The 19,196-nt window shown below is 40.5% G+C and carries 18 protein-coding genes; 14 read left to right on the forward strand and 4 right to left on the reverse strand.

Going from position 1 to position 19,196, the window contains the following annotated elements:
- Nucleotides 1–49 precede the first annotated feature (49 nt).
- The 6 genes from puuE to AC1M9B_RS04625 all read left to right on the forward strand — a co-directional run bounded on the left by puuE (nt 50) and on the right by AC1M9B_RS04625 (nt 4,838).
- The gene (gene puuE / locus AC1M9B_RS04600; RefSeq protein WP_481588788.1) at nt 50–1,012 is read left to right on the forward strand and encodes an allantoinase PuuE; all 963 of its coding nucleotides are present in this window, start codon (nt 50–52) and stop codon (nt 1,010–1,012) included.
- A gap of 132 nt (nt 1,013–1,144) precedes the next feature.
- On the forward strand, nt 1,145–1,648 hold the full coding sequence (gene uraD, locus AC1M9B_RS04605) for a 2-oxo-4-hydroxy-4-carboxy-5-ureidoimidazoline decarboxylase (RefSeq protein ID WP_481608673.1): 504 nt from the start codon (nt 1,145–1,147) through the stop codon (nt 1,646–1,648).
- The gene (gene uraH, locus AC1M9B_RS04610) at nt 1,645–1,971 is read left to right on the forward strand and encodes a hydroxyisourate hydrolase (protein ID WP_035264724.1); all 327 of its coding nucleotides are present in this window, start codon (nt 1,645–1,647) and stop codon (nt 1,969–1,971) included. Before uraD ends, uraH begins: the two co-directional genes overlap by 4 nt.
- Nucleotides 1,972–2,005: 34 nt before the next feature.
- Complete coding sequence (locus AC1M9B_RS04615; RefSeq protein ID WP_035264726.1) at nt 2,006–3,364, forward strand: nucleobase:cation symporter-2 family protein; 1,359 nt, start codon at nt 2,006–2,008, stop codon at nt 3,362–3,364.
- Between the two features lie 122 nt (nt 3,365–3,486).
- Nucleotides 3,487–4,236 carry an outer membrane protein OmpK gene (locus AC1M9B_RS04620; protein ID WP_035264928.1) on the forward strand — a complete coding sequence of 250 codons (750 nt, stop codon included), beginning with the start codon at nt 3,487–3,489 and terminating at the stop codon, nt 4,234–4,236.
- A 95-nt stretch (nt 4,237–4,331) separates the two neighbouring features.
- Entirely contained in the window at nt 4,332–4,838 is a 507-nt protein-coding gene (locus tag AC1M9B_RS04625; RefSeq protein ID WP_179999697.1) for a GNAT family N-acetyltransferase, read from the forward strand.
- Between the two features lie 31 nt (nt 4,839–4,869).
- Here the strand turns inward: AC1M9B_RS04625 and hpxO are convergent, their stop codons facing one another.
- On the reverse strand, nt 4,870–6,027 hold the full coding sequence (gene hpxO / locus AC1M9B_RS04630; protein WP_481608674.1) for an FAD-dependent urate hydroxylase HpxO: 1,158 nt from the start codon (nt 6,025–6,027) through the stop codon (nt 4,870–4,872).
- 212 nt (nt 6,028–6,239) lie between these two features.
- Here hpxO and alc point away from each other — a divergent pair, with 212 nt between their 5' ends.
- Nucleotides 6,240–7,247 carry an allantoicase gene (alc, locus tag AC1M9B_RS04635; protein ID WP_481591963.1) on the forward strand — a complete coding sequence of 336 codons (1,008 nt, stop codon included), beginning with the start codon at nt 6,240–6,242 and terminating at the stop codon, nt 7,245–7,247.
- A gap of 92 nt (nt 7,248–7,339) precedes the next feature.
- Nucleotides 7,340–7,837, forward strand: a complete 498-nt coding sequence (locus AC1M9B_RS04640; protein WP_481608675.1) for an ureidoglycolate lyase — start codon at nt 7,340–7,342, stop codon at nt 7,835–7,837.
- A 68-nt stretch (nt 7,838–7,905) separates the two neighbouring features.
- Here the strand turns inward: AC1M9B_RS04640 and AC1M9B_RS04645 are convergent, their stop codons facing one another.
- From AC1M9B_RS04645 to AC1M9B_RS04655, 3 genes are all read right to left on the reverse strand, one after another.
- Nucleotides 7,906–8,307: a nuclear transport factor 2 family protein gene (locus AC1M9B_RS04645; RefSeq protein WP_481591965.1), complete on the reverse strand. Its 402-nt coding sequence runs from the start codon at nt 8,305–8,307 to the stop codon at nt 7,906–7,908.
- A gap of 108 nt (nt 8,308–8,415) precedes the next feature.
- Nucleotides 8,416–9,336: a response regulator gene (locus AC1M9B_RS04650; RefSeq protein WP_481591966.1), complete on the reverse strand. Its 921-nt coding sequence runs from the start codon at nt 9,334–9,336 to the stop codon at nt 8,416–8,418.
- A gap of 3 nt (nt 9,337–9,339) precedes the next feature.
- Nucleotides 9,340–12,816, reverse strand: coding sequence for a hybrid sensor histidine kinase/response regulator (locus AC1M9B_RS04655; protein WP_481608700.1), 3,477 nt, complete (start codon nt 12,814–12,816; stop codon nt 9,340–9,342).
- A 202-nt stretch (nt 12,817–13,018) separates the two neighbouring features.
- Between AC1M9B_RS04655 and urtA the strand changes: the two genes are divergently transcribed.
- From urtA to AC1M9B_RS04685, 6 genes are all read left to right on the forward strand, one after another.
- The gene (urtA, locus tag AC1M9B_RS04660) at nt 13,019–14,257 is read left to right on the forward strand and encodes an urea ABC transporter substrate-binding protein (protein ID WP_179999684.1); all 1,239 of its coding nucleotides are present in this window, start codon (nt 13,019–13,021) and stop codon (nt 14,255–14,257) included.
- A 79-nt stretch (nt 14,258–14,336) separates the two neighbouring features.
- On the forward strand, nt 14,337–15,257 hold the full coding sequence (gene urtB / locus AC1M9B_RS04665) for an urea ABC transporter permease subunit UrtB (protein ID WP_035264743.1): 921 nt from the start codon (nt 14,337–14,339) through the stop codon (nt 15,255–15,257).
- A gap of 19 nt (nt 15,258–15,276) precedes the next feature.
- Nucleotides 15,277–16,443: an urea ABC transporter permease subunit UrtC gene (gene urtC / locus AC1M9B_RS04670; RefSeq protein WP_481590162.1), complete on the forward strand. Its 1,167-nt coding sequence runs from the start codon at nt 15,277–15,279 to the stop codon at nt 16,441–16,443.
- Nucleotides 16,440–17,198, forward strand: a complete 759-nt coding sequence (gene urtD, locus AC1M9B_RS04675; protein WP_481591967.1) for an urea ABC transporter ATP-binding protein UrtD — start codon at nt 16,440–16,442, stop codon at nt 17,196–17,198. The genes urtC and urtD overlap by 4 nt, the downstream gene beginning before the upstream one ends.
- A 9-nt stretch (nt 17,199–17,207) precedes the next feature.
- Nucleotides 17,208–17,906 (forward strand): urea ABC transporter ATP-binding subunit UrtE, encoded by a 699-nt coding sequence (urtE, locus tag AC1M9B_RS04680; protein WP_035264750.1) that lies wholly within the window; start codon nt 17,208–17,210, stop codon nt 17,904–17,906.
- Nucleotides 17,907–18,119: 213 nt separating this feature from the next.
- Complete coding sequence (locus AC1M9B_RS04685; RefSeq protein ID WP_035264753.1) at nt 18,120–19,163, forward strand: aliphatic amidase; 1,044 nt, start codon at nt 18,120–18,122, stop codon at nt 19,161–19,163.
- Nucleotides 19,164–19,196 lie beyond the last annotated feature (33 nt).

Consider the following 19,196-nt stretch of genomic DNA (forward strand, 5'->3'; position numbering starts at 1 on the left):
AAAAATATGCAAGTGGTATTTTAAAAAATTAATAAAAGGATTACTCATTGTGACAAGTACTTACTTACGCGGACAGGCGCTTATTGATTCGATTCAAAATGCACCTTATTCCAGAGACTTAAGAGGTTATGGGGCGAATCCACCTCATCCTCATTGGCCTAATCAAGCGCGTATCGCAGTGCAATTTGTCTTAAATTATGAAGAAGGTGGTGAAAACCACATTGAGCACGGTGATCAAGGTTCAGAGCAATTTTTATCTGAAATCGTTGGTGCTGCCAGTTTTAATGCTAAGCATATGTCAATGGATTCAATGTATGAGTATGGGTCAAGAGTCGGTTTTTGGCGTATTCACAATGAGTTCAAGAAACGTCAATTACCCATGACTATTTTTGGTGTGGGAATGGCTTTGGCGCGTCATCCAGATGTGGTCGAAGCAATTAAATCTGCGGATTACGATGTGGTATCGCATGGTCAACGTTGGTTGCATTATCAGAATATGGATATTGAGACCGAAAGGCAGCATATGGATCAAGCCATTAGTGTACTTGAAACGCTATTCGGACAAGCCCCAATCGGTTGGTACACAGGTCGAGATAGTCCCAACACACGTCAACTTTTGACTGAATTTCCTCAAATCAAATACGACTGTGATTATTACGGCGATGATTTACCTTTTTGGACACAGCTCACCCATCCCAATGGGGAGCAGCATCCGCATTTAATTATTCCTTATACCCTAGACACCAACGACATGAAGTTTAGTTCAGCAGGTGGCTTCAATCATGGTGAACAGTTTTATCAATATCTAAAGGATGCCTTTGATGTCTTGTATGCCGAAGGGGAAACTGCACCAAAAATGATGTCTATTGGGATGCACTGCCGTCTTTTAGGACGCCCAGGACGCTTCAAGGCACTACAACAGTTCTTAGACTATGTTCAATCTCATGAACATGTTTGGATTTGTCGTCGTGGAGATATTGCGCAACATTGGATCGATCATTTCGCACCATAATTTCACATTCACGAGAAAAAGAGTGCTTTATAAGGTGCTCTTTTGATCTTTTTCAGTCACTTTTTCCACCAAATCTACGTTGGCATTGTTATTGCAATTTAAGCCTAAAGTTTCAATGTATAGGTTTGAATTGTGTTGCTTTCAGAATTTAATCAAACATCTGTTGAACATCAGAAAGCATTTTTATTGCAATGTGTTCATATCCCACGATGGGGCGAGGAAATCATTCATCACGGTCCTTTTGACACACGAGAAGGACTATTAAAGTATGCTGAACAACATGCCATTACATGGACATGGGATGAAATTTTAGCAGCCCTAAATACACACCCAAGGATTGGCGAAAGAAAAGCAAAACTTGAATTATCAGAACAAGAACAAACTTTTTCAAGGCGTGAACAAGCACGCATCACACATGATCAAGAAATTCTAGATGCGTTATATAAAGGCAACTTGGCCTATGAAAAAAAATTCGGTTTTATTTTTCTGATTAAAGCTTCTGGTTTGAATAGTGAAGAGATTCTGACAGCATTGGAATACCGCTTGCTAAACGATTTTGAGACTGAAAAAAGAATCGTCCATCGCCAACTTTTAGAAATTGCTTTACTGCGCCTCTCACAGGAAATTCAAGCATGATCAGCTCACATATTTTAGATACCCACCTTGGACGTCCTGCAAGTAATGTTGAAGTTAAGCTTTTTTCTGCATCTGGAGAGTTATTAGCGATAGCCAAAACCAATTCTGATGGACGTGTGACAGCAGCAGATTTTGGACTCGATCAAATTGATGTCGCTGAATACAGCATCGAATTTATGACACAAGCTTATTTCTCAGCGCAGAACATCCCAACTTTTTTTCCTAAAGCCGTCATTCATTTTTCAGTAAACGATGCTCACCAACATTACCACATTCCCTTGCTCATTAGCCCTTATGCCTACTCCACCTATCGTGGCAGCTGAGCACTCGCAAATTTAAAATATAGAGGGATTTATTATGACTGCACACGAACAACAACAATCACCCGAACATGAATATCTTGGTGCTGGTAAAAGTGCTGCTTATGGCTTACAACATGTTTTAACCATGTATGGTGGCATTATAGCGCCTCCTCTGATCGTGGGTACGGCTGCAGGCTTATCAGGTATGGAAATTGGGCTACTCATCGCTGCTGCTTTATTTGTCGGTGGCTTAGCGACAATTTTACAAACCATAGGCGTTAAACATATTGGCGCACAATTGCCCTTGGTTCAGGGTGTCTCTTTTGCTGGTGTAGCCACAATGGTCGCAATTGTCACCACAGGTGGCGGATTACAGGCAGTCTATGGTGCCGTCATTGTGGCATCCCTTTTAGGTTTTTTCTTAGCGCCCTACTTCTCTAAAATTATTCGATTTTTTCCCCCAGTTGTTACAGGCTGTGTAATTACAATCATAGGCTTATCACTCCTGCCAGTTGCTGTGCGTTGGATGATGGGCGGCAATAAAAGTGCACCTGATTGGGGAAGTGCTGAAAATATTTGTTTAGCGTTAGCGACGCTTGCAATTGTCATAATATTGAATATGGCTGGCAGTGCCACAATTCGACGCCTTTCAATTTTACTGGCAATTATTCTTGGCACTGTCTTAGCATTTATGTTTGGCTTTGGTGATTTTAGCAAAGTTGGGGAAGGTCATTGGTTACAGGTTCCTAGCTTCTTTGCATTTGGTATGCCGACCTTTGAGTTTACAGCAATACTTTCCATGATCATTGTTACCCTCGTGATTATGACTGAGACTACAGCTGATATTATTGCAGTCGGTGAAATTATCGGTACCGATGTAGATTCAAAACGTATTTCAGATGGTCTACGCGCAGATATGTTATCAAGTGCAGCAGCACCGATCTTTGGTTCATTTATGCAAAGTGCGTTTGCGCAAAACGTTGGTTTAGTTGCAATAACAGGGATTAAAAGTCGCTATGTTGTCGCTGCTGGCGGGATAATTCTGGTCGTACTTGGATTACTCCCAGTGATGGGGCGTTTTATTGCAGCGATTCCTGTGCCTGTACTTGGGGGTGCTGGCCTTGTTTTATTTGGTACAGTAGCCGCGAGTGGTATCCGTACACTGGCAAAAATTGATTATAACGATCAGAAAAACTTAATTATTGTCGCGACTTCCATTGCTGCAGGAATGGTACCCATTATTGACCATTCGTTCTATTCCGACTTCCCAAAATGGGTCCAAACCTTGTTCCATTCGGGTATTAGCTCAACCTGCTTAATGGCGATAATCCTCAATATATTATTTAATCACTTAAAATTATTTGGACCGAAAATTAGCATTAAAAGTAAACAAATAATTGATTCTCATCATTAATTTAAACCATCTTTGTATCAATGCCTGCATACGTGGGCATTAATTTTTCCTTTCATCCAATTTTGGCTTTATTTTTGCAAAAGAATCGTTATTCTGTTACCGCTTTCTCTGGGGATTCTTTTATGAAACTTAATCAAATCGCAGCACTTTGCGCATTAGCTTCTACAGCAGCGTTTACTCAAGCAAGTCCAATTGTTTGGCAAGATTTCAGCCTAACTGGTCTTTATGGCGATAACTACCTAAACCCTTTCTCTCAACAAGAAGGTGAACGCTATACCATCACTGCTGAATATGCTGCAAAGCTTAAGTACTCGGATGTTTTCTTTTTCGTCGATCAACAATGGGGCGGAAAAGATGGCGATTCAACTTACCTTGAATTAGCTCCACGATTAAGTTTAAGTGAAGTTTCTGGCCAAAAACTAAGCGCTGGTCCAATCAAAGATGTATTGATTGCAACGACTTGGGAACACAACGCTGGTTATAACAACAATACTGAGTTCAATAACTTCTTGTATGGCGTAGGCTTTGCTTTAGATATTCCTTACACGCAATATGCAAATATTAACTTCTATCGAGTTGACAATGACTTGACTGAAGATGACTACCAAATGACGATCACTTACGCTGTTCCATTCAAGCTAGGCAATGAAGAATTCTTGGCAGATGCATTCCTTGATTGGTCTACAAATGAAGGTCCTGGTCATGCGAGTGAATTGAACTGGACAAGCCAATATAAATGGAATGTTGGTAAACATATCTCTCCAAAAACCAAATTGTATGTAGGTGTTGAACACTCTGTTTGGAACAATAAATTCGGTCAAAAAGGTCAAGACCAAAACGATGTAAGCGCATTGGTTAAATATCATTTCTAATTGATATTTATAATAAAAAAGCAAGACTAGTGTCTTGCTTTTTTTATGCTCAATAATCAAAATAAAGTTATAAATACTGACGATTAGAATAAAAAATGTCTTTTAAAATTCGTTTCGCAACTGAACAGGATTTAACTCAAATCCAAGATATTTACAACGATGAAATTCTGAATGGTTTTGCAACATGGAATGAGCAAGATCAAGACATTTATTATTATCAGAATTGGTATCGTCAGCATCTAATAGATCATTTCCCTATTTTTGTGGTTGAAAACGAACTCACCCAACAAATTGCAGGTTATGCTGAATATAGTACATTTAGAGCGATCAGTGGTTTTAGACAAACTGTCGAACACTCTGTGTATATTCATCCCAATTTTACACGTTTGGGTTTAGGCAAAGCTTTACTCCAACATTTAATTCAACACGCAAGCCAACATAAAATTCATGTCATGATCGCTGCTATAGATCATGAAAATTTTGCATCCATCAAATTACATGAATACTTTGGATTTAAACAAACAGGCTATTTACCTGAAGTCGGACAAAAATTTGGATCTTGGCGCAATCTCGTCTTATTCCAACTGAATCTAAATACTTAAAAAGGGCATTTAGCCCTTTTAGTTGAAATCTTTAATCCAAAGGATTTCCAACAATATTACTGATAATACCTTTCATAATATGAGGTCCTTGTTCTTTTCTTAAGTCCTCATACCATTCACGAGTAATCGATTCGTCTTTCATATGCGTCACATCACAACGTTTACGCGCTCTCAATACCATTTCAGCAGTGCGTTCATTACGTTTGTTTTGATAACGTCTTAAAGCATCCTGAATTCCCAGTGTATTAATCTGTAATGCCCGAGCCAAATAAATGGCATCTTCCATCGCTTGGCAACCGCCCTGCCCAATATCAGGTGTTGTACTATGTGCTGCATCGCCAACAATCACCACTCGCCCTTTATAGAAATCTGCAAATGGTTCTATATCATGGATTTCAACACGATTGGTTCGCTGTTCATCAATAGCATCAATCAAAGTTTGTACTTGCGGACACCAACCGTCAAAATATTGTTTCAATAATTTTTTATATTGAGTACGATCATTTTCCAAACCTAATTCAAGTGGTACATCAAAGAAGAAATAAAAACGATTACCTGCGACTGGCATTAAAGAAGCTCGCTTCCCTTCTCCTACAAAGGTGGTCCACTGATCAGCAGGTGCCAGCGACTCAGAAATTTCGACCAACCCATTCCAATTCACATAACCGGCATAACGACGCTCAACTTGCTCACCTAAAACATAGGCACGCGTGATCGAATGAGTGCCATCCGCGCCGACCAATAAATCCGTGGTGATTTCTGTTCCGTCAGCAAAATGGATTTTGACGTCATCACCTTGATCCTCAAGTCCGATCAATTTTTTTGCAAGATGAATATCTTCACGCCCAAACTCATCCATCAACATATTTTGTAATTCAGCGCGAGAAACTGGATAAGGTCGCTGCCCAACTTCTTCAATCAACGGATATAAATTAAATTGCGTCATGACATCACCCGTGAGCCCATCGACATAAGCAAGGTGATCCATTTTCCCACCAAGTTGAGCGACTTGATCCGTGAGTCCTAGATAGTTCAAACATTTCACACCATTTGACCACAATGAAATCGCAGCACCCACGGGTAAAATTTTTTCAGTTTGTTCATATATTGAAACTTGATGACCAAATTTCTTCAGCGCAATTCCGGTCGTTAATCCTGCCATTCCGGCACCAATAATGGTGATATTCATTTTTACTTCCACAATTTTTTTTGCTTTAACCCACTGCTTAAAGCGAAAAACGTGCCATTTCCACCAATATAGCGCTACATAAGTGCAAGGTTGGCACATGCTGTGCATTCTTTTTAAAGCCCTTAAGCAGATGCGACATAACAACGCATTACGATTCTAAGAATGCATTCTTTTGATAAGAATCAAGTTTTAAAGCAATAATGGAAGATGACATGGCAACACTATTGGCACCGGAATTTGAAATCCCTACTCCTTTACAGCAACTTACTAACCTTGCAGATGCCCGAATTGGTGCAAAAGTCACAACATGTTCTGATGATTTTTTTGCTGAAGCTCAACGTATGCTTCAGTTTGATGCGCCTATCTTTGTAGAAGGTAAATTTGATGATCATGGCAAGTGGATGGATGGATGGGAAACCCGTCGTAAACGTCACAGTGGTTATGATTGGGCGATTGTTCAGTTAGGTGTTGCAGGTAAAATTAAAGCACTCGATATTGATACCACTTTTTTTAGTGGTAATTATCCCGCTTCTGCTTCAGTAGAAGGGTGTTATGCACCAAATGAAAACTTAGATGATGCTGAATGGCACCAAATTTTACCAAATAGTATATTGGGACCAAGTCAGCACCATGTCTTTGAAGTTTCAATGAATCAGATCTTTACCCATCTTCGTTTAAATATTTTTCCAGATGGGGGTATCGCACGATTCCGCGTATATGGTGAAGTCAGCGTTAAAATCCAAGATCAAAGCCAAACCCTCGACCTGCTTGCACTTGAAAATGGTGGACGTGTTATTGCCTATAGTGATGCACACTTCGGACATCCACGTAATCTGATCAATCCAGGACGTGGGATTAATATGGGTGATGGTTGGGAAACCGCACGCCGTCGTGCACCCGGTTTCGACTGGTGTATTTTAGCTTTAGGGCAAGCTGGTCACATTGAAAAGATCGAGATTGATACAGCCCACTTTAAAGGAAATTATCCTGCTGAAGTGTCCATTCAAGCCATTTATATAGAAGATGCAACGGATCCTCAATTGATTCCACAAAGTATGTTTTGGCCTTTCTTATTAGATGCTCAACCAATGCAAATGGATCACATTCATAACTTTGTAAATGAAGTATTGGGACACGAAAAAATTTCTCATATTCGGGTGAATATGATTCCTGATGGAGGGATTAGCCGTATACGCCTCTGGGGTAAAGTAAATCCTTAGTTGAGCATTTGTTACTTTTAAAGTGATCTTATTTTGACTGCATTTTCGACACAATTCTAAATTGAAAATGCAGTATCTTTTTAGCGAATTTTATGATGCATACCATTACCCTACAACCTTTAATCTCCGAAAATTTTGCACCTTTTGGTGACGTCATTGCTTGCCAAGGAAATGATTATTTTCATATTAACGATGCGCATACAGAGCGCTATCATGCTTTAGTGACCACTGAAATTATTGGCGATGCCAAAGCCGGGATTAGTATTTTTCGAAATATTCAAAGTACCAATATTCCGTTCAAAATTTCGATGCTTGAACGTCATCCTCATGGATCACAAGCTTTCATCCCGATGCAGGGACAAAAGTTTTTAGTAGTGGTTGCACCAAACTTAAATGCGGATCAGCCCGATATTTCAAACCTACAAGCTTTTATAACCAATGGCTCTCAAGGTGTAAACTATCGGGCAGGGACTTGGCATCATCCACTTTTAACATTGGAAAGCCCGAGTGATTTTGCGGTGGTGGATCGGATTGGCAGTGGATCTAATTGTGATGTGTTTAAGTTTGATCAAATTGAAATATCATATTGAATCTGGTGCTTATGCATCTCAATTATGCAGATCATGAGACCATCTAATTTTATGTCCATCTTTGACTATTATTTTACAACTAGGTAATCATTGTCATTCACCGATGTCGCATATTCTTCCATTCTTGAAATCAGTCCATTTTCAATGGTGTACTCTTGTACCCATTTTTGCTCAAATTCACCATCTTGACCATCAATCGTAAATTTTTCACGTCCAAAAACCACCACTTTGTTACCTTCTTTGACCATACGTAAAATATCAAAGTATGCGACATGCATGGTTGTGAAATTGGTATTGAAGAACTGTTCTACACCCGTTTTTCCTTCAAATCGAATTGAAGGCAGTTTTTGTGAGCCATGGTGAGTCCATACCGTATCCTCAGTTACTGTTGCAACAGCAGCCTGTAAATCTTGAGACCTAAATGCCTCAAACATTTGGTCTATGATTTGAAGTGAATTGATCATACTCATTTTATTTACTCTTTTTATCTTAGGATAAAAAGAGGTTAATGAAGGGAGAGTGAAAGATCACTATCAGCTGGTATAGCGATTTAAAGATTTTGCTAGAAACGATGAGTTCTATACGACTGCTTGATTTTGACAAGCTGACATCACATGTAACACCGCAGCAGTTCTCGTTTCCACAAACAGCTTCTCAAAAACGTGCTCTAAATGTTTATTGACGGTGCGTGGACTCAACTCCAAAATTTCTGCAATATCTCGGTTGGTTTTGCCAAGTGTTACCCAATGCATAACTTCAGCTTCACGTGGTGTTAAATTCGGACAAGCTTGAGCGATCTCTTCAACACTTGGCATGTGTGTTTGCTCTTTGAGCTGAACCAAAACATGTTTAGGTAATTGTCCTTCTTTCAACTTGGTTAATAAATTTAATTGTAATTGCTGATGCCCATGACCATATTGACCATGTAGCATTTCTTCTTGATTCGATTGCTGGAAAAGTGCTTTTAACCAATGATTTATACTCTTTCTAAAATGAGTAATATCAATTCCATGTTGCGTTAATAAACCTTGTACTACAGGTGTCTGCCAAATAATTTCCCCATCCATATCCATCGACAAAATTGCACTGCCTGTTGCATCGAGCATTTGTTTCTGTTGGTGCATTAAACGGGCTTGCAGTAAATGCGTTTTGACACGTGCTTGTACTTCATCGATATTCAGTGGCTTTGTCACATAATCTACGCCGCCGACTTGAAAGCCTTTTACAATATGTTCGGTTTCCGTCAAACCCGTCATAAATATGACAGGGATGTGCTCAGTCATTGGACTCGCTTTAAGCTGGATACAGGTTTCAAAACCATCAATCTCAGGCATACTCCCATCCAATAAAATCATATCTGGCTGTGAACGGTGCGCAATTTCAATAGCAGTAAAACCATTGGTAGCAACTAAGACCTGATAGCCTGCTTGATCAAGACTCTCATGTAATAAACTTAGATTTTCAGGAATATCATCCACAATTAAAATGCTTTCTAACATAGCTTAACTCCCTTCCAAATCAGATCTGATATCAGATAGGTGCTCGTGTAATCGTTGTAATGCACGTTGGGTATCGAAGCGTTGAATATCAAATTCTATGTGTTGCCATATAGAAGGATCACAGACATTGCGTTTCTTGCAAATTTCGAGGATCTCTTTGGCTCCACGGATATAACCAATACTCAAATAATCTTCTAGTTTGATTAGCGCTTGTTCTGGTGCTACATCATCCTCATCAATCACGCTGACAGATAAAGCGTTACTATCATAGTGTAAGGGTTCAACCTGTTTTTGAGGTTCTTCTGCGACTTGAGTTGGCTCATTCTGATGAACCCAGTTCAAGCCTAATTTATCTCCAATTTTGTTCAGTAGCAGATTTAAGTCCACGGGTTTGACCAGAAAGTCTTCATTCAATACATCGGTTTCAGGGTTCTGCATTCGTTCATTGGCATCTGCGGAAATAATGATGATGGGAACATTGGTCATTTTATTATTTCTCAATAATTTCGCAGTTTCCCACCCTCCCATCAAAGGCATACTCAAATCCATTAAAATTAAATCTGGTCGAAATTCAGGGACTTTTCTTAGACATTGCAATCCCGATTCTGCTTCTTCAAGAATAAAGCCGAGAGGTTTAAGGAAATTTAAAACTAGTCCACGATCAGTTGCTTCATTGTCTACGACCAATATTTTACGGCGATGTCCCGTATAGCCAGATACTGTATTCGATGCGAAATCAGCAATCGGATGAATGACCGACTTTGAAGGTAAATATAGTTTTATTTTAAAAATTGAACCGTTTTTTAACGTACTGCTTACCTTTAACTCCCCACCGAGAATATCCACCAATAGTTTAACAATTGGTAAACCCAAACCTGTTCCAGCAAAGCTCCCTTGTACAACATTTTGTCCGCGCTCAAAAGGCTGGAATATTCGCTCTAGATCTGCTTGAGCAATCCCGCATCCCGTATCATGAATTTCAAAATATGCCGTCTGAAAGCGATAATCTACTCGAAATTTCACCTCTCCTTCGAGCGTAAATTTCAAAGCATTTCCCATTAAATTGATAAGGATCTGTTCAAGTCTTTTTTTATCTATACGTACGTATTGTGGTATTTTTTCACTAATTTCGACCGTAAATTTCAGTTGTTTTTGTTGGAATTGTGGCTCAAACATATTCACGATTTGTTGGAGAAACTTCGGAAATTCAATATTCGACATTTCTAAAGAAATTTTACCTGTTTCAATCCTTGCAAGATCAAGTAAACCATCAATCAAGGACGTTAAATGCTGCCCACTACGACGAATCACGCCCAGCGCAGCTTTTCCTTGTTCAGAGAGTTGTTCTTGTTTATTGAGTAACTGGCTATATCCTAAAATACTATTTAGAGGTGTTCTCAGTTCATGACTAATCCCAACAACATAACGACTTTTGGCCTCATTGGCTTTTTCAGCTTGAGTTCGTGCATCTTGTAATTGCCGATCTGTAATTTTATGCGCTTCAATTTCGTCCATGAGCAGTTGTGTTTGCATATTACTTTCAAGCTGAGCTTGTCGGCGACTTTCATCATTGAGTACCAACCACCATGCTGCAACACATAACAGTAAAAATAATACGGCATAAATTTTCACAAATAGCATCAGCAACTCATGCTGTTGAGTTGATCCAAATACTGTGCCGAATTTACTCAGTTCTTGTAAATAAACCAGACTTAAACTGACTGCCAAAACCACACTCAGAACAAAGATCATCAAAATATAAAGACTCAATCTAGTATTGATGTATCTCAACCATTGGCGCGGTAGAAACCAAACTGCAAAATGCTTAAGTTGTGCAGACCACCGTGCATGAGGCTTACATAAATCATGGCAACGAGCTTCTAAGGTACAGCATAAAGAACAAATCATATTGTTATAAGCAGGACAAGTCGCCATGTCAGCCATTTCATACTCATGCTCACAAACCACACATCGTTGTGTCTCTATTGGTTTTAATGATTTATCTTCATGACGTGCGATGTAGTATTTGCCACGAGTAAAATAAGCAAGCATTGGGACACAGATGATAGCTGAACCTAAAGCAATAAATCCTGCTAAGGATTTTGCGATATCACCAAATAATCCCCAGTAGCATAAAATCGACAATAAGGATGCAATACATAAACTGCCAACACCGACTGGATTAATGTCATAGAGGTAAGCACGCCTAAACTCAATTCCTTTCGGGCTCAGCCCCAATGGCTTACAGATGACGAGATCAGCAACGATGGCACCCACCCATGCCAAGGCCACATTACTATAAAGCCCTAATACACGCTCCACCGCATGGATGACACCCAGCTCCATCAACAATAGCGCAATAAAAATATTGAATACTAACCAGACCACACGTCCGGGATGACTGTGCGTTAAGCGTGCAAAGAAATTAGACCATGCCAATGAGCCAGCATAAGCGTTGGTTACGTTGATCTTTAACTGTGCGATACACACAAACATGACTGTAAGAAATAATGCAGCACCAGGATGCTCAATCACTTGTTGGTAGGCGATCCAATATAGATAATTCGGATTGCTTAACTCATGATTCGGTACCATAAATTTAAGGGCGAGTACCATTAAAATCATGCCCATAAAAATTTTAATGAATCCCACCAATATCCATGCAGGACCGCCTAAAAATACCGCCCAATTCCATTTCTTTTGAGCATTTTTTTTGTCTGGCAAAAATCTTAAATAATCAGCTTGTTCACCAATCTGCGTAATCAGCGCAAACAAAACAGTGCAAGATGCGCCAAAAAAAGCCAAATTGAATCCTGCACTTTGACTTTGCGCGCCTTCTATTAGGGCAACTTCAGAGAGCAGAGTCGGATGCTTCACCAAAACAAAGCACCATGGTAGTAATAATAAAAAAATCCATAATGGTTGGGTAAACGCTTGTACTTTATTAATAAATCCTATGCCTTTGATCACTAGGGGCAGAATAATAAGCGCAGAAATTAAATAACCTAGACTCAGCGGCACACCTAAACCAAGCTCAAGCGCCAAAGCCATGATAGCGGCTTCAAAAGCAAAGAAGATGAAAGTAAAACTGGCGTAAATGACTGAAGTTATAGATGAGCCGATATAGCCAAAGCCTGCGCCCCGTGTAAGTAGGTCAATATCAACATTGTATTTGGCCGCGTAATATCCAATAGGCCAACTGGTCAAAAAGATAATAATTGAAACGACCACTAAGGCCCAGAATGCATTGCTAAAGCCATATTGCCATAACATGGTTGCACCAAGCGCTTCCATCGCTAGAAAACTGACTGCTGCAAGCGCTGTATTGGTCACCGTCCAAAGGGACCACCGTCTTACTGACCTCGGTGCGTAGCGTAGTGCATAGTCTTCAATACTCTCATCAACCACCCAAGTATTGTATTTACGGCGTGTATGAATCACCCGTTGCGGTGCTTGAGGAGTATTGCTAGATGAAACCATAAAGCTAGGCAATTTAAATAGACCCTTACAGTTAGCAAAATCTATGCCCAGCTTAACTTTCATCAAAAAACATTTTGAGGAACATCGATATACGTAAAGTGACGTATATGCTCATTTTTTAACACCCCTTAGGCTTAAGTCCATAGCAAGCGCAAACAATAAATCGCGCAATGGCCTTATCCACTTCATCAGGGGAACATCAATGACCTTAAAATCTAAAGTTAAAACATCTGGCTTACTCGCAGGACTACTCGCTGTTCCTTTTTTACTGGCACCTGTCTTGACCACTGCGAGTGCTCCAGCGACAGCAAAAGTAAATACAACCAAACTTAACGTAAATGATAAATTCGTCTATGTCGGTCAGCTTCATTCAGCGACGGGAACGATGGCAATCTCTGAAACAGGGGCCATCCAAGCAGAACGCTTAGCCATTGAGCAGATCAACAAACAAGGTGGTGTATTAGGTCGTCAGATTAAAATTGTTCAAGAAGATGGTGCGTCTGACTGGCCAACTTTCGCTGAGAAAGCCCGAAAATTAACTGAAAAGGATCGTGTTGCAGCAATTTTTGGTTGCTGGACTTCAGCTTCTCGTAAAGCCGTATTACCTATTATTGAACGAAATAATTCGCTTCTGTATTACCCAACATTCTATGAAGGTCTAGAACAATCTAAAAATGTGATTTATACCGGTCAAGAAGCTACACAACAGGTGCTTGAGTCTCTGAATTGGCTTGCACGTGAGAAAAAAGCCAAAACATTCTATTTAATCGGTTCTGACTATATTTGGCCACGTACCACCATGAAAATTGCCCGTACACACATTGAAAAAGTGTTGAAAGGTAAAGTCGTCGGTGAAGAATACTACCCGCTTGGCCATACGCAATTTGGTTCTTTAATTAACAAAACCAAACTTCGTAAACCAGATGCAATTGTCGCTGCCGTGGTAGGTGGATCAAACGTTTCATTCTACAAGCAAATGAAAGCTGCAGGCGTGACTGGCGATAAGCAAACACTGCTCACCTTCTCTGTGACAGAAGATGAATTACTGGGTATTGGTGGCGAAAATATGAAGGGCTTCTACTCTTCAATGAAATATTTCCAAAGTCTAAATAATCCAAGTAACGCAGCTTTCGTAAAAGCATTTAAAGCGAAATACGGTCCTAAAGCAGTAATTGGTGATGTGACTCAAGCCGCTTATCTTGGTCCGTGGTTATGGAAAGCCGCAGTTGAAAAAGCTGGTAGTTTTGATGTTGCCAAAGTTACCAAAGCCTCTCCAGGCATCGAAATGAAAAATGCGCCTGAAGGTTACGTGAAAATTGATGCCAATCATCATTTATGGAGCAAATCACGTATTGCACAAGTGCAAACCAATGGTCAATTCAAAGTGGTCTACGAATCAAAAGGTTTAATCAAGCCTAATCCATTCCCTAAAGGCTACTAATCGACAGCACATGATCAGGAGAGACCTCTCCTGATCTTTTCATTTCAAACCTATTATTTAAAGCTTGGAGGATGAGGCGATGGATTTATCTTTAGCTGACTTCGGTGCAATATTTGCGATGCAAGGCTTTAATGGTCTTTCTGTTTTCTGTGTGCTGTTGTTAATGGCACTGGGCCTTGCAATTATTTTTGGGCAAATGGGTGTCATCAATATGGCACATGGTGAATTCCTCACAATAGGCGCGTATACCACATTTGTCATTTCAACCCTGACTGAAAGCTATTTTCCTCAATTGCTTCCTTATTATTTTATTGTAGCGATTGTGGCAGCTTTTCTGACAGCAGGCATTATCGGCTATATGGTCGAACGGCTCATGATTAGTCGGCTTTATCAGCGGCCACTCGATACTTTGCTTGCAACTTGGGGCTTGAGCTTAATCATGCAACAAGTGTTTCGCTCTACATTTGGTCCCAAAGAAGTGAGTCCAACACTACCTGATTGGCTTATGGGCTCTTATCAACCGACAGAGACGATTGATATTCCTATTAATGGCTTATTCCTTGTCGGTGTCACACTCACCGTGACTGCTTTTGTCTATTTCCTTATCTATCGTTCTCGCTGGGGCTTACAGCTTCGTGCGACAAACCAAAACCGTTTCATGAGTGGTGCCGTTGGTATTAATACAAAGCGTGTGGACAGTCTAACATTCGCATTAGGTTGTGGTTTGGCCGGTATTGCTGGTGCGGCGTTTACGACAATTGGCTCAACTGGTCCAACTGCAGGCTCTCTCTATATCGTAGACACGTTCTTGGTTGTGGTGTTTGGTGGAGCTGCAAGTCTATTAGGCACTATCGCTTCGGCTTTCAGTATTGCACAAGCCCAATCAATCCTAGAGTTCTTCCTGTCAGGCTCTGTTGCCAAAGTCATTACCTTAGCGACGGTCATCATCATTTTGATGTTACGTCCTCAAGGTTTGTTCTCAATCAAAGTTCGTAAATAGGTATTCAGGAGAGATTGATATGAGTAATCCAATGAATGCCTTGTTAGGCGGTAAAGAAGGTGCGATTGGACTGGCTATATTGGCAGTACTGATCCTATTTGTAATGCCCATGTTTTTAGATGTTTTCCGTCTCAATTTAATGGGTAAATATCTTACGTTTGCTTTTGTCGCGATTGGTTTAGTGCTGTGCTGGGGTTACGGCGGCATTTTAAGTTTAGGTCAGGGTATTTTCTTTGGGATCGGTGGCTACTGTATGGCCATGTTCCTCAAACTTGAAGCTTCTGACATGCAATCCACAGCAGCTCAAACCACACCCGGTATTCCTGATTTTATGGACTGGAACCAAATTACCAGCCTACCAATGTTCTGGGAACCATTCCATAGTTTCACATTTACCCTATTCGCGATTGTAATTATTCCAATTTTATTGGCTTTTATTATTGGTTTTGCAATGTTTACTCGTCGTGTAGGAGACGTGTATTTCTCTATCATCATGCAAGCGATTGTGGCGATTTTGACAATTTTGATTATTGGTCAACAAGGCTTTACTGGTGGTATCAACGGTATTACTGATCTCAAAACATTACATGGCTGGGACATCCGTACGGATGAAGCAAAGTACGTTTTGTATTACATCAATGCATTATTACTCATTGCAGTCATCATGATCAGTCGCTTTGTTCTCAGCTCAAAGTTAGGTCGCTTACTTTCTGCAATGCGTGAAAAAGAAGAACGTGTACGTTTTTCTGGCTATGACGTTTCAATGTACAAAGTCTTTATCTTCTGCTTTGCGGCAGTCGTTTCTTCCGTCGGTGGGGCAATGTTTACACTGCAAGTCGGCTTCATGTCTCCAACGATTATTGGCATCGTCCCATCTATTGAAATGGTGATCTTGGCTGCAGTAGGCGGACGTTTATCACTGATTGGAGCTGTATATGGTGCAGTTTTAGTTAACCTCGGTAAAACTTACTTCTCTGAAGCATTCCCTGAAGTATGGTTGTACTTCCTTGGTGCATTGTTCATAGGCGTTGTGATGTTCTTACCGAATGGTTTAGCTGGCTTATATGAAAAATATGTTCGCCCACTTATCTTCAAAGATAAAAAAACAACGGCTTCGCCTATCCCCCATCAACCCACGGAGTCCAAAAAAGATAGCAATATTGAAGTAGAAGGAGGTGTGAAATGAGTAAAGTCGGCGTAGAAATGGCAAAACCTGTACTTGTTATCGAAGATCTCACAGTCTCGTTTGATGGCTTTAAAGCCGTCAGCGATCTCAACTTCTATCTCGATAAAAACGAAGTTCACGTGGTGATCGGCCCTAATGGTGCAGGTAAAACAACAGTATTGGATTTGATTTGCGGTAAAACTAAAGCAACTTCTGGCACGATCAAATTTAATGATATTGAACTGACTAAGCTCAAAGAGTTCGAAATCGTTCGTAAAGGTGTCGGTCGTAAATTTCAAAATCCCAATATTTACGAAAACCTTTCAGTCTATGACAACCTCGAAATGTCTTTCCCACGTGGTCGTAATGTGTTTGGGGCTTTGTTCTTTAAGCGAACCAAAGATGTCAAAGAGCGTATCCAAGAAGTCGCTTCAAAAATTTTCCTCACTGATTTATTACACACCTCCGCAGGCCTATTGTCTCATGGACAAAAACAATGGCTTGAAATAGGGATGTTGCTTATGCAAGACCCCGAGTTGTTAATGCTGGATGAACCTGTGGCAGGCATGAGTGTTTCTGAGCGCGAACAGACAGCACAACTGCTTCGTGAAATCAGTAAAGGACGCTCAGTCCTCGTGATTGAGCACGATATGGAGTTTGTAAAAACCATTGCAGATAAAGTGACAGTATTGCACCAAGGGAAAATCCTCGCAGCAGGAAAAATGGATGATGTGCAAAGTGATCCAAAAGTCATTGAAGTCTATCTCGGACACTAAGGAGACCTTATGAGCGGATTATTAGAAATTAGTTCTTTGTGTTCAGGTTATAAACAAAGCCAAGTCATTCATGATCTAGAACTTAAAATTCAACCCAAAGAAATTGTGGCGATTATGGGTCGAAATGGGATGGGAAAAACCACACTGTTTAAAACCCTTATCGGTGATATTAAAAATACTCAAGGCGAAATCAAGCTCGATGGTAAAAACTTAGAAAAGCTTGACCCGTATCAACGTGTAGAAAATGGTGTTGCTTATGTTCCTCAAGGTCGTATGATTTTCTCAACCATGTCTGTTCTAGAGAATATTCAAACAGGTCTCCCTGCGTCTGCCCATGGCAAAGTACCTGACGATCTGTATGAGCTTTTCCCTGTACTTTGGGATATGCGTAAACGCAAAGGGGGAAATTTATCTGGTGGACAACAGCAACAATTGGCAATTGCACGTGCACTCGCCACCAATCCCAAAGTATTGCTGCTCGATGAACCTACCGAGGGAATCCAGCCCTCGATTATTAAAGATATTGCGAAAACGCTAAAAGAAATTCGCGATCAACGAGACCTCACTATCGTGGTCTCCGAGCAAGTACTGAGCTTTACTATGGCGATGGCAGATCGCTTCTTGGTCATCGATAAAGGCCGTTTTGCTTATGAAGATGTCAGAGCGAATGTCGATGAAGCGACCATTAGCAAATATCTTTCAGTTTAAAGCACGTCATCTCATCAATTCTTAATTTGGCATCTCCCTCGATTTTTCGGGGGATTTTTTTTGACCATTTGTTGGAGTGGTATTGTTATTTCGATCTAAAGACTCATTCAAAATATCGCTTCATATACGCAATTCACCGTATTTTGCATCGATCAATTTCACGAGAAACTCCTTACATAGATTTTAATTTTAAAGATATGGGGAGTAAGTTGAATGCGTCACGGTGATATCTCAAGTAGTCCAAATACAGTAGGTGTAGCAGTAGTGAACTATAAAATTCCACGCTTGCACACCAAAGCAGAAGTACTTGAGAATGCAAAAAAAATTGCTGAAATGTTGAAAGGAATTAAACAAGGTATTCCAGGTATGGATCTCATTGTTTTTCCTGAATACAGCACCATGGGCATTATGTATGATCATGATGAAATGATGGCAACGGCAGCCACAATCCCAGGTGATGAAACGGCAATTTTCTCTCAAGCTTGTATTGAAGCAAATGTTTGGGGCGTATTCTCAATTACTGGGGAACAGCACGAAGAACACCCGCATAAAGTGCCATATAACACCTTAGTGCTCATCAATAACAAAGGTGAAATCGTTCAAAAATATCGCAAGATTATTCCATGGTGCCCAATTGAAGGCTGGTGCCCTGGAGATACGACTTATGTGACAGAGGGCCCTAAAGGCATCAAAATGTCACTCATTATCTGTGACGACGGTAATTACCCTGAAATTTGGCGCGACTGTGCGATGAAAGGTGCTGAACTTGTGGTGCGATGCCAAGGTTATATGTACCCGGCTGATGAACAGCAAATCAATATGGCCAAATGTATGGCTTGGGCAAATAACGTTTATGTCGCTGTTGCCAATTGTACTGGTTTTGATGGGGTATATACCTACTTTGGACATTCGGCAGTGGTCGGCTTTGACGGACGTACATTAGGTGAATGTGGTACGGAAGAAAATGGTATCCAATACGCACAGTTATCACTCACAGAAATACGTGATGCACGTAAATACGATCAATCACAAAACCACTTGTTCAAGCTGCTACACCGTGGCTATACAGGCGTATACAACAATGGTGATGGTGATAAAGGGGTTGCCGATTGTCCATTCGACTTCTACAAGACATGGGTCTTAGACGCACAAAAAGCACAGGAAAATGTTGAGCAGTTTACGCGTTCAACCATTGGCGTTGCAGAGTGCCCAATTGGCAACTTACCTCACGAAGGGTTAGAGAAAGAAGCTTCTTAAAGAAGCTTCGTCCGACTTGATTGCAGGAGGTTT

Source organism: Acinetobacter sp. ANC_7513 (assembly GCF_056779915.1).

Excerpts from the sequence above, each read along its gene's own strand:
- urtE (WP_035264750.1), top strand. The coding sequence starts at position 17,208 with ATGAGCGGATTATTAGAAATTAGTTCTTTGTGTTCAGGTTATAAACAA.
- AC1M9B_RS04645 (WP_481591965.1), bottom strand. The coding sequence starts at position 8,307 with ATGAGTATGATCAATTCACTTCAAATCATAGACCAAATGTTTGAGGCA.
- uraH (WP_035264724.1), top strand. The coding sequence starts at position 1,645 with ATGATCAGCTCACATATTTTAGATACCCACCTTGGACGTCCTGCAAGT.
- urtB (WP_035264743.1), top strand. The coding sequence starts at position 14,337 with ATGGATTTATCTTTAGCTGACTTCGGTGCAATATTTGCGATGCAAGGC.
- alc (WP_481591963.1), top strand. The coding sequence starts at position 6,240 with ATGGCAACACTATTGGCACCGGAATTTGAAATCCCTACTCCTTTACAG.
- urtA (WP_179999684.1), top strand. The coding sequence starts at position 13,019 with ATGACCTTAAAATCTAAAGTTAAAACATCTGGCTTACTCGCAGGACTA.
- urtD (WP_481591967.1), top strand. The coding sequence starts at position 16,440 with ATGAGTAAAGTCGGCGTAGAAATGGCAAAACCTGTACTTGTTATCGAA.
- AC1M9B_RS04615 (WP_035264726.1), top strand. The coding sequence starts at position 2,006 with ATGACTGCACACGAACAACAACAATCACCCGAACATGAATATCTTGGT.
- AC1M9B_RS04640 (WP_481608675.1), top strand. The coding sequence starts at position 7,340 with ATGATGCATACCATTACCCTACAACCTTTAATCTCCGAAAATTTTGCA.
- AC1M9B_RS04620 (WP_035264928.1), top strand. The coding sequence starts at position 3,487 with ATGAAACTTAATCAAATCGCAGCACTTTGCGCATTAGCTTCTACAGCA.
- hpxO (WP_481608674.1), bottom strand. The coding sequence starts at position 6,027 with ATGAATATCACCATTATTGGTGCCGGAATGGCAGGATTAACGACCGGA.
- AC1M9B_RS04685 (WP_035264753.1), top strand. The coding sequence starts at position 18,120 with ATGCGTCACGGTGATATCTCAAGTAGTCCAAATACAGTAGGTGTAGCA.
- AC1M9B_RS04625 (WP_179999697.1), top strand. The coding sequence starts at position 4,332 with ATGTCTTTTAAAATTCGTTTCGCAACTGAACAGGATTTAACTCAAATC.
- urtC (WP_481590162.1), top strand. The coding sequence starts at position 15,277 with ATGAGTAATCCAATGAATGCCTTGTTAGGCGGTAAAGAAGGTGCGATT.
- AC1M9B_RS04655 (WP_481608700.1), bottom strand. The coding sequence starts at position 12,816 with ATGGTTTCATCTAGCAATACTCCTCAAGCACCGCAACGGGTGATTCAT.
- AC1M9B_RS04650 (WP_481591966.1), bottom strand. The coding sequence starts at position 9,336 with ATGTTAGAAAGCATTTTAATTGTGGATGATATTCCTGAAAATCTAAGT.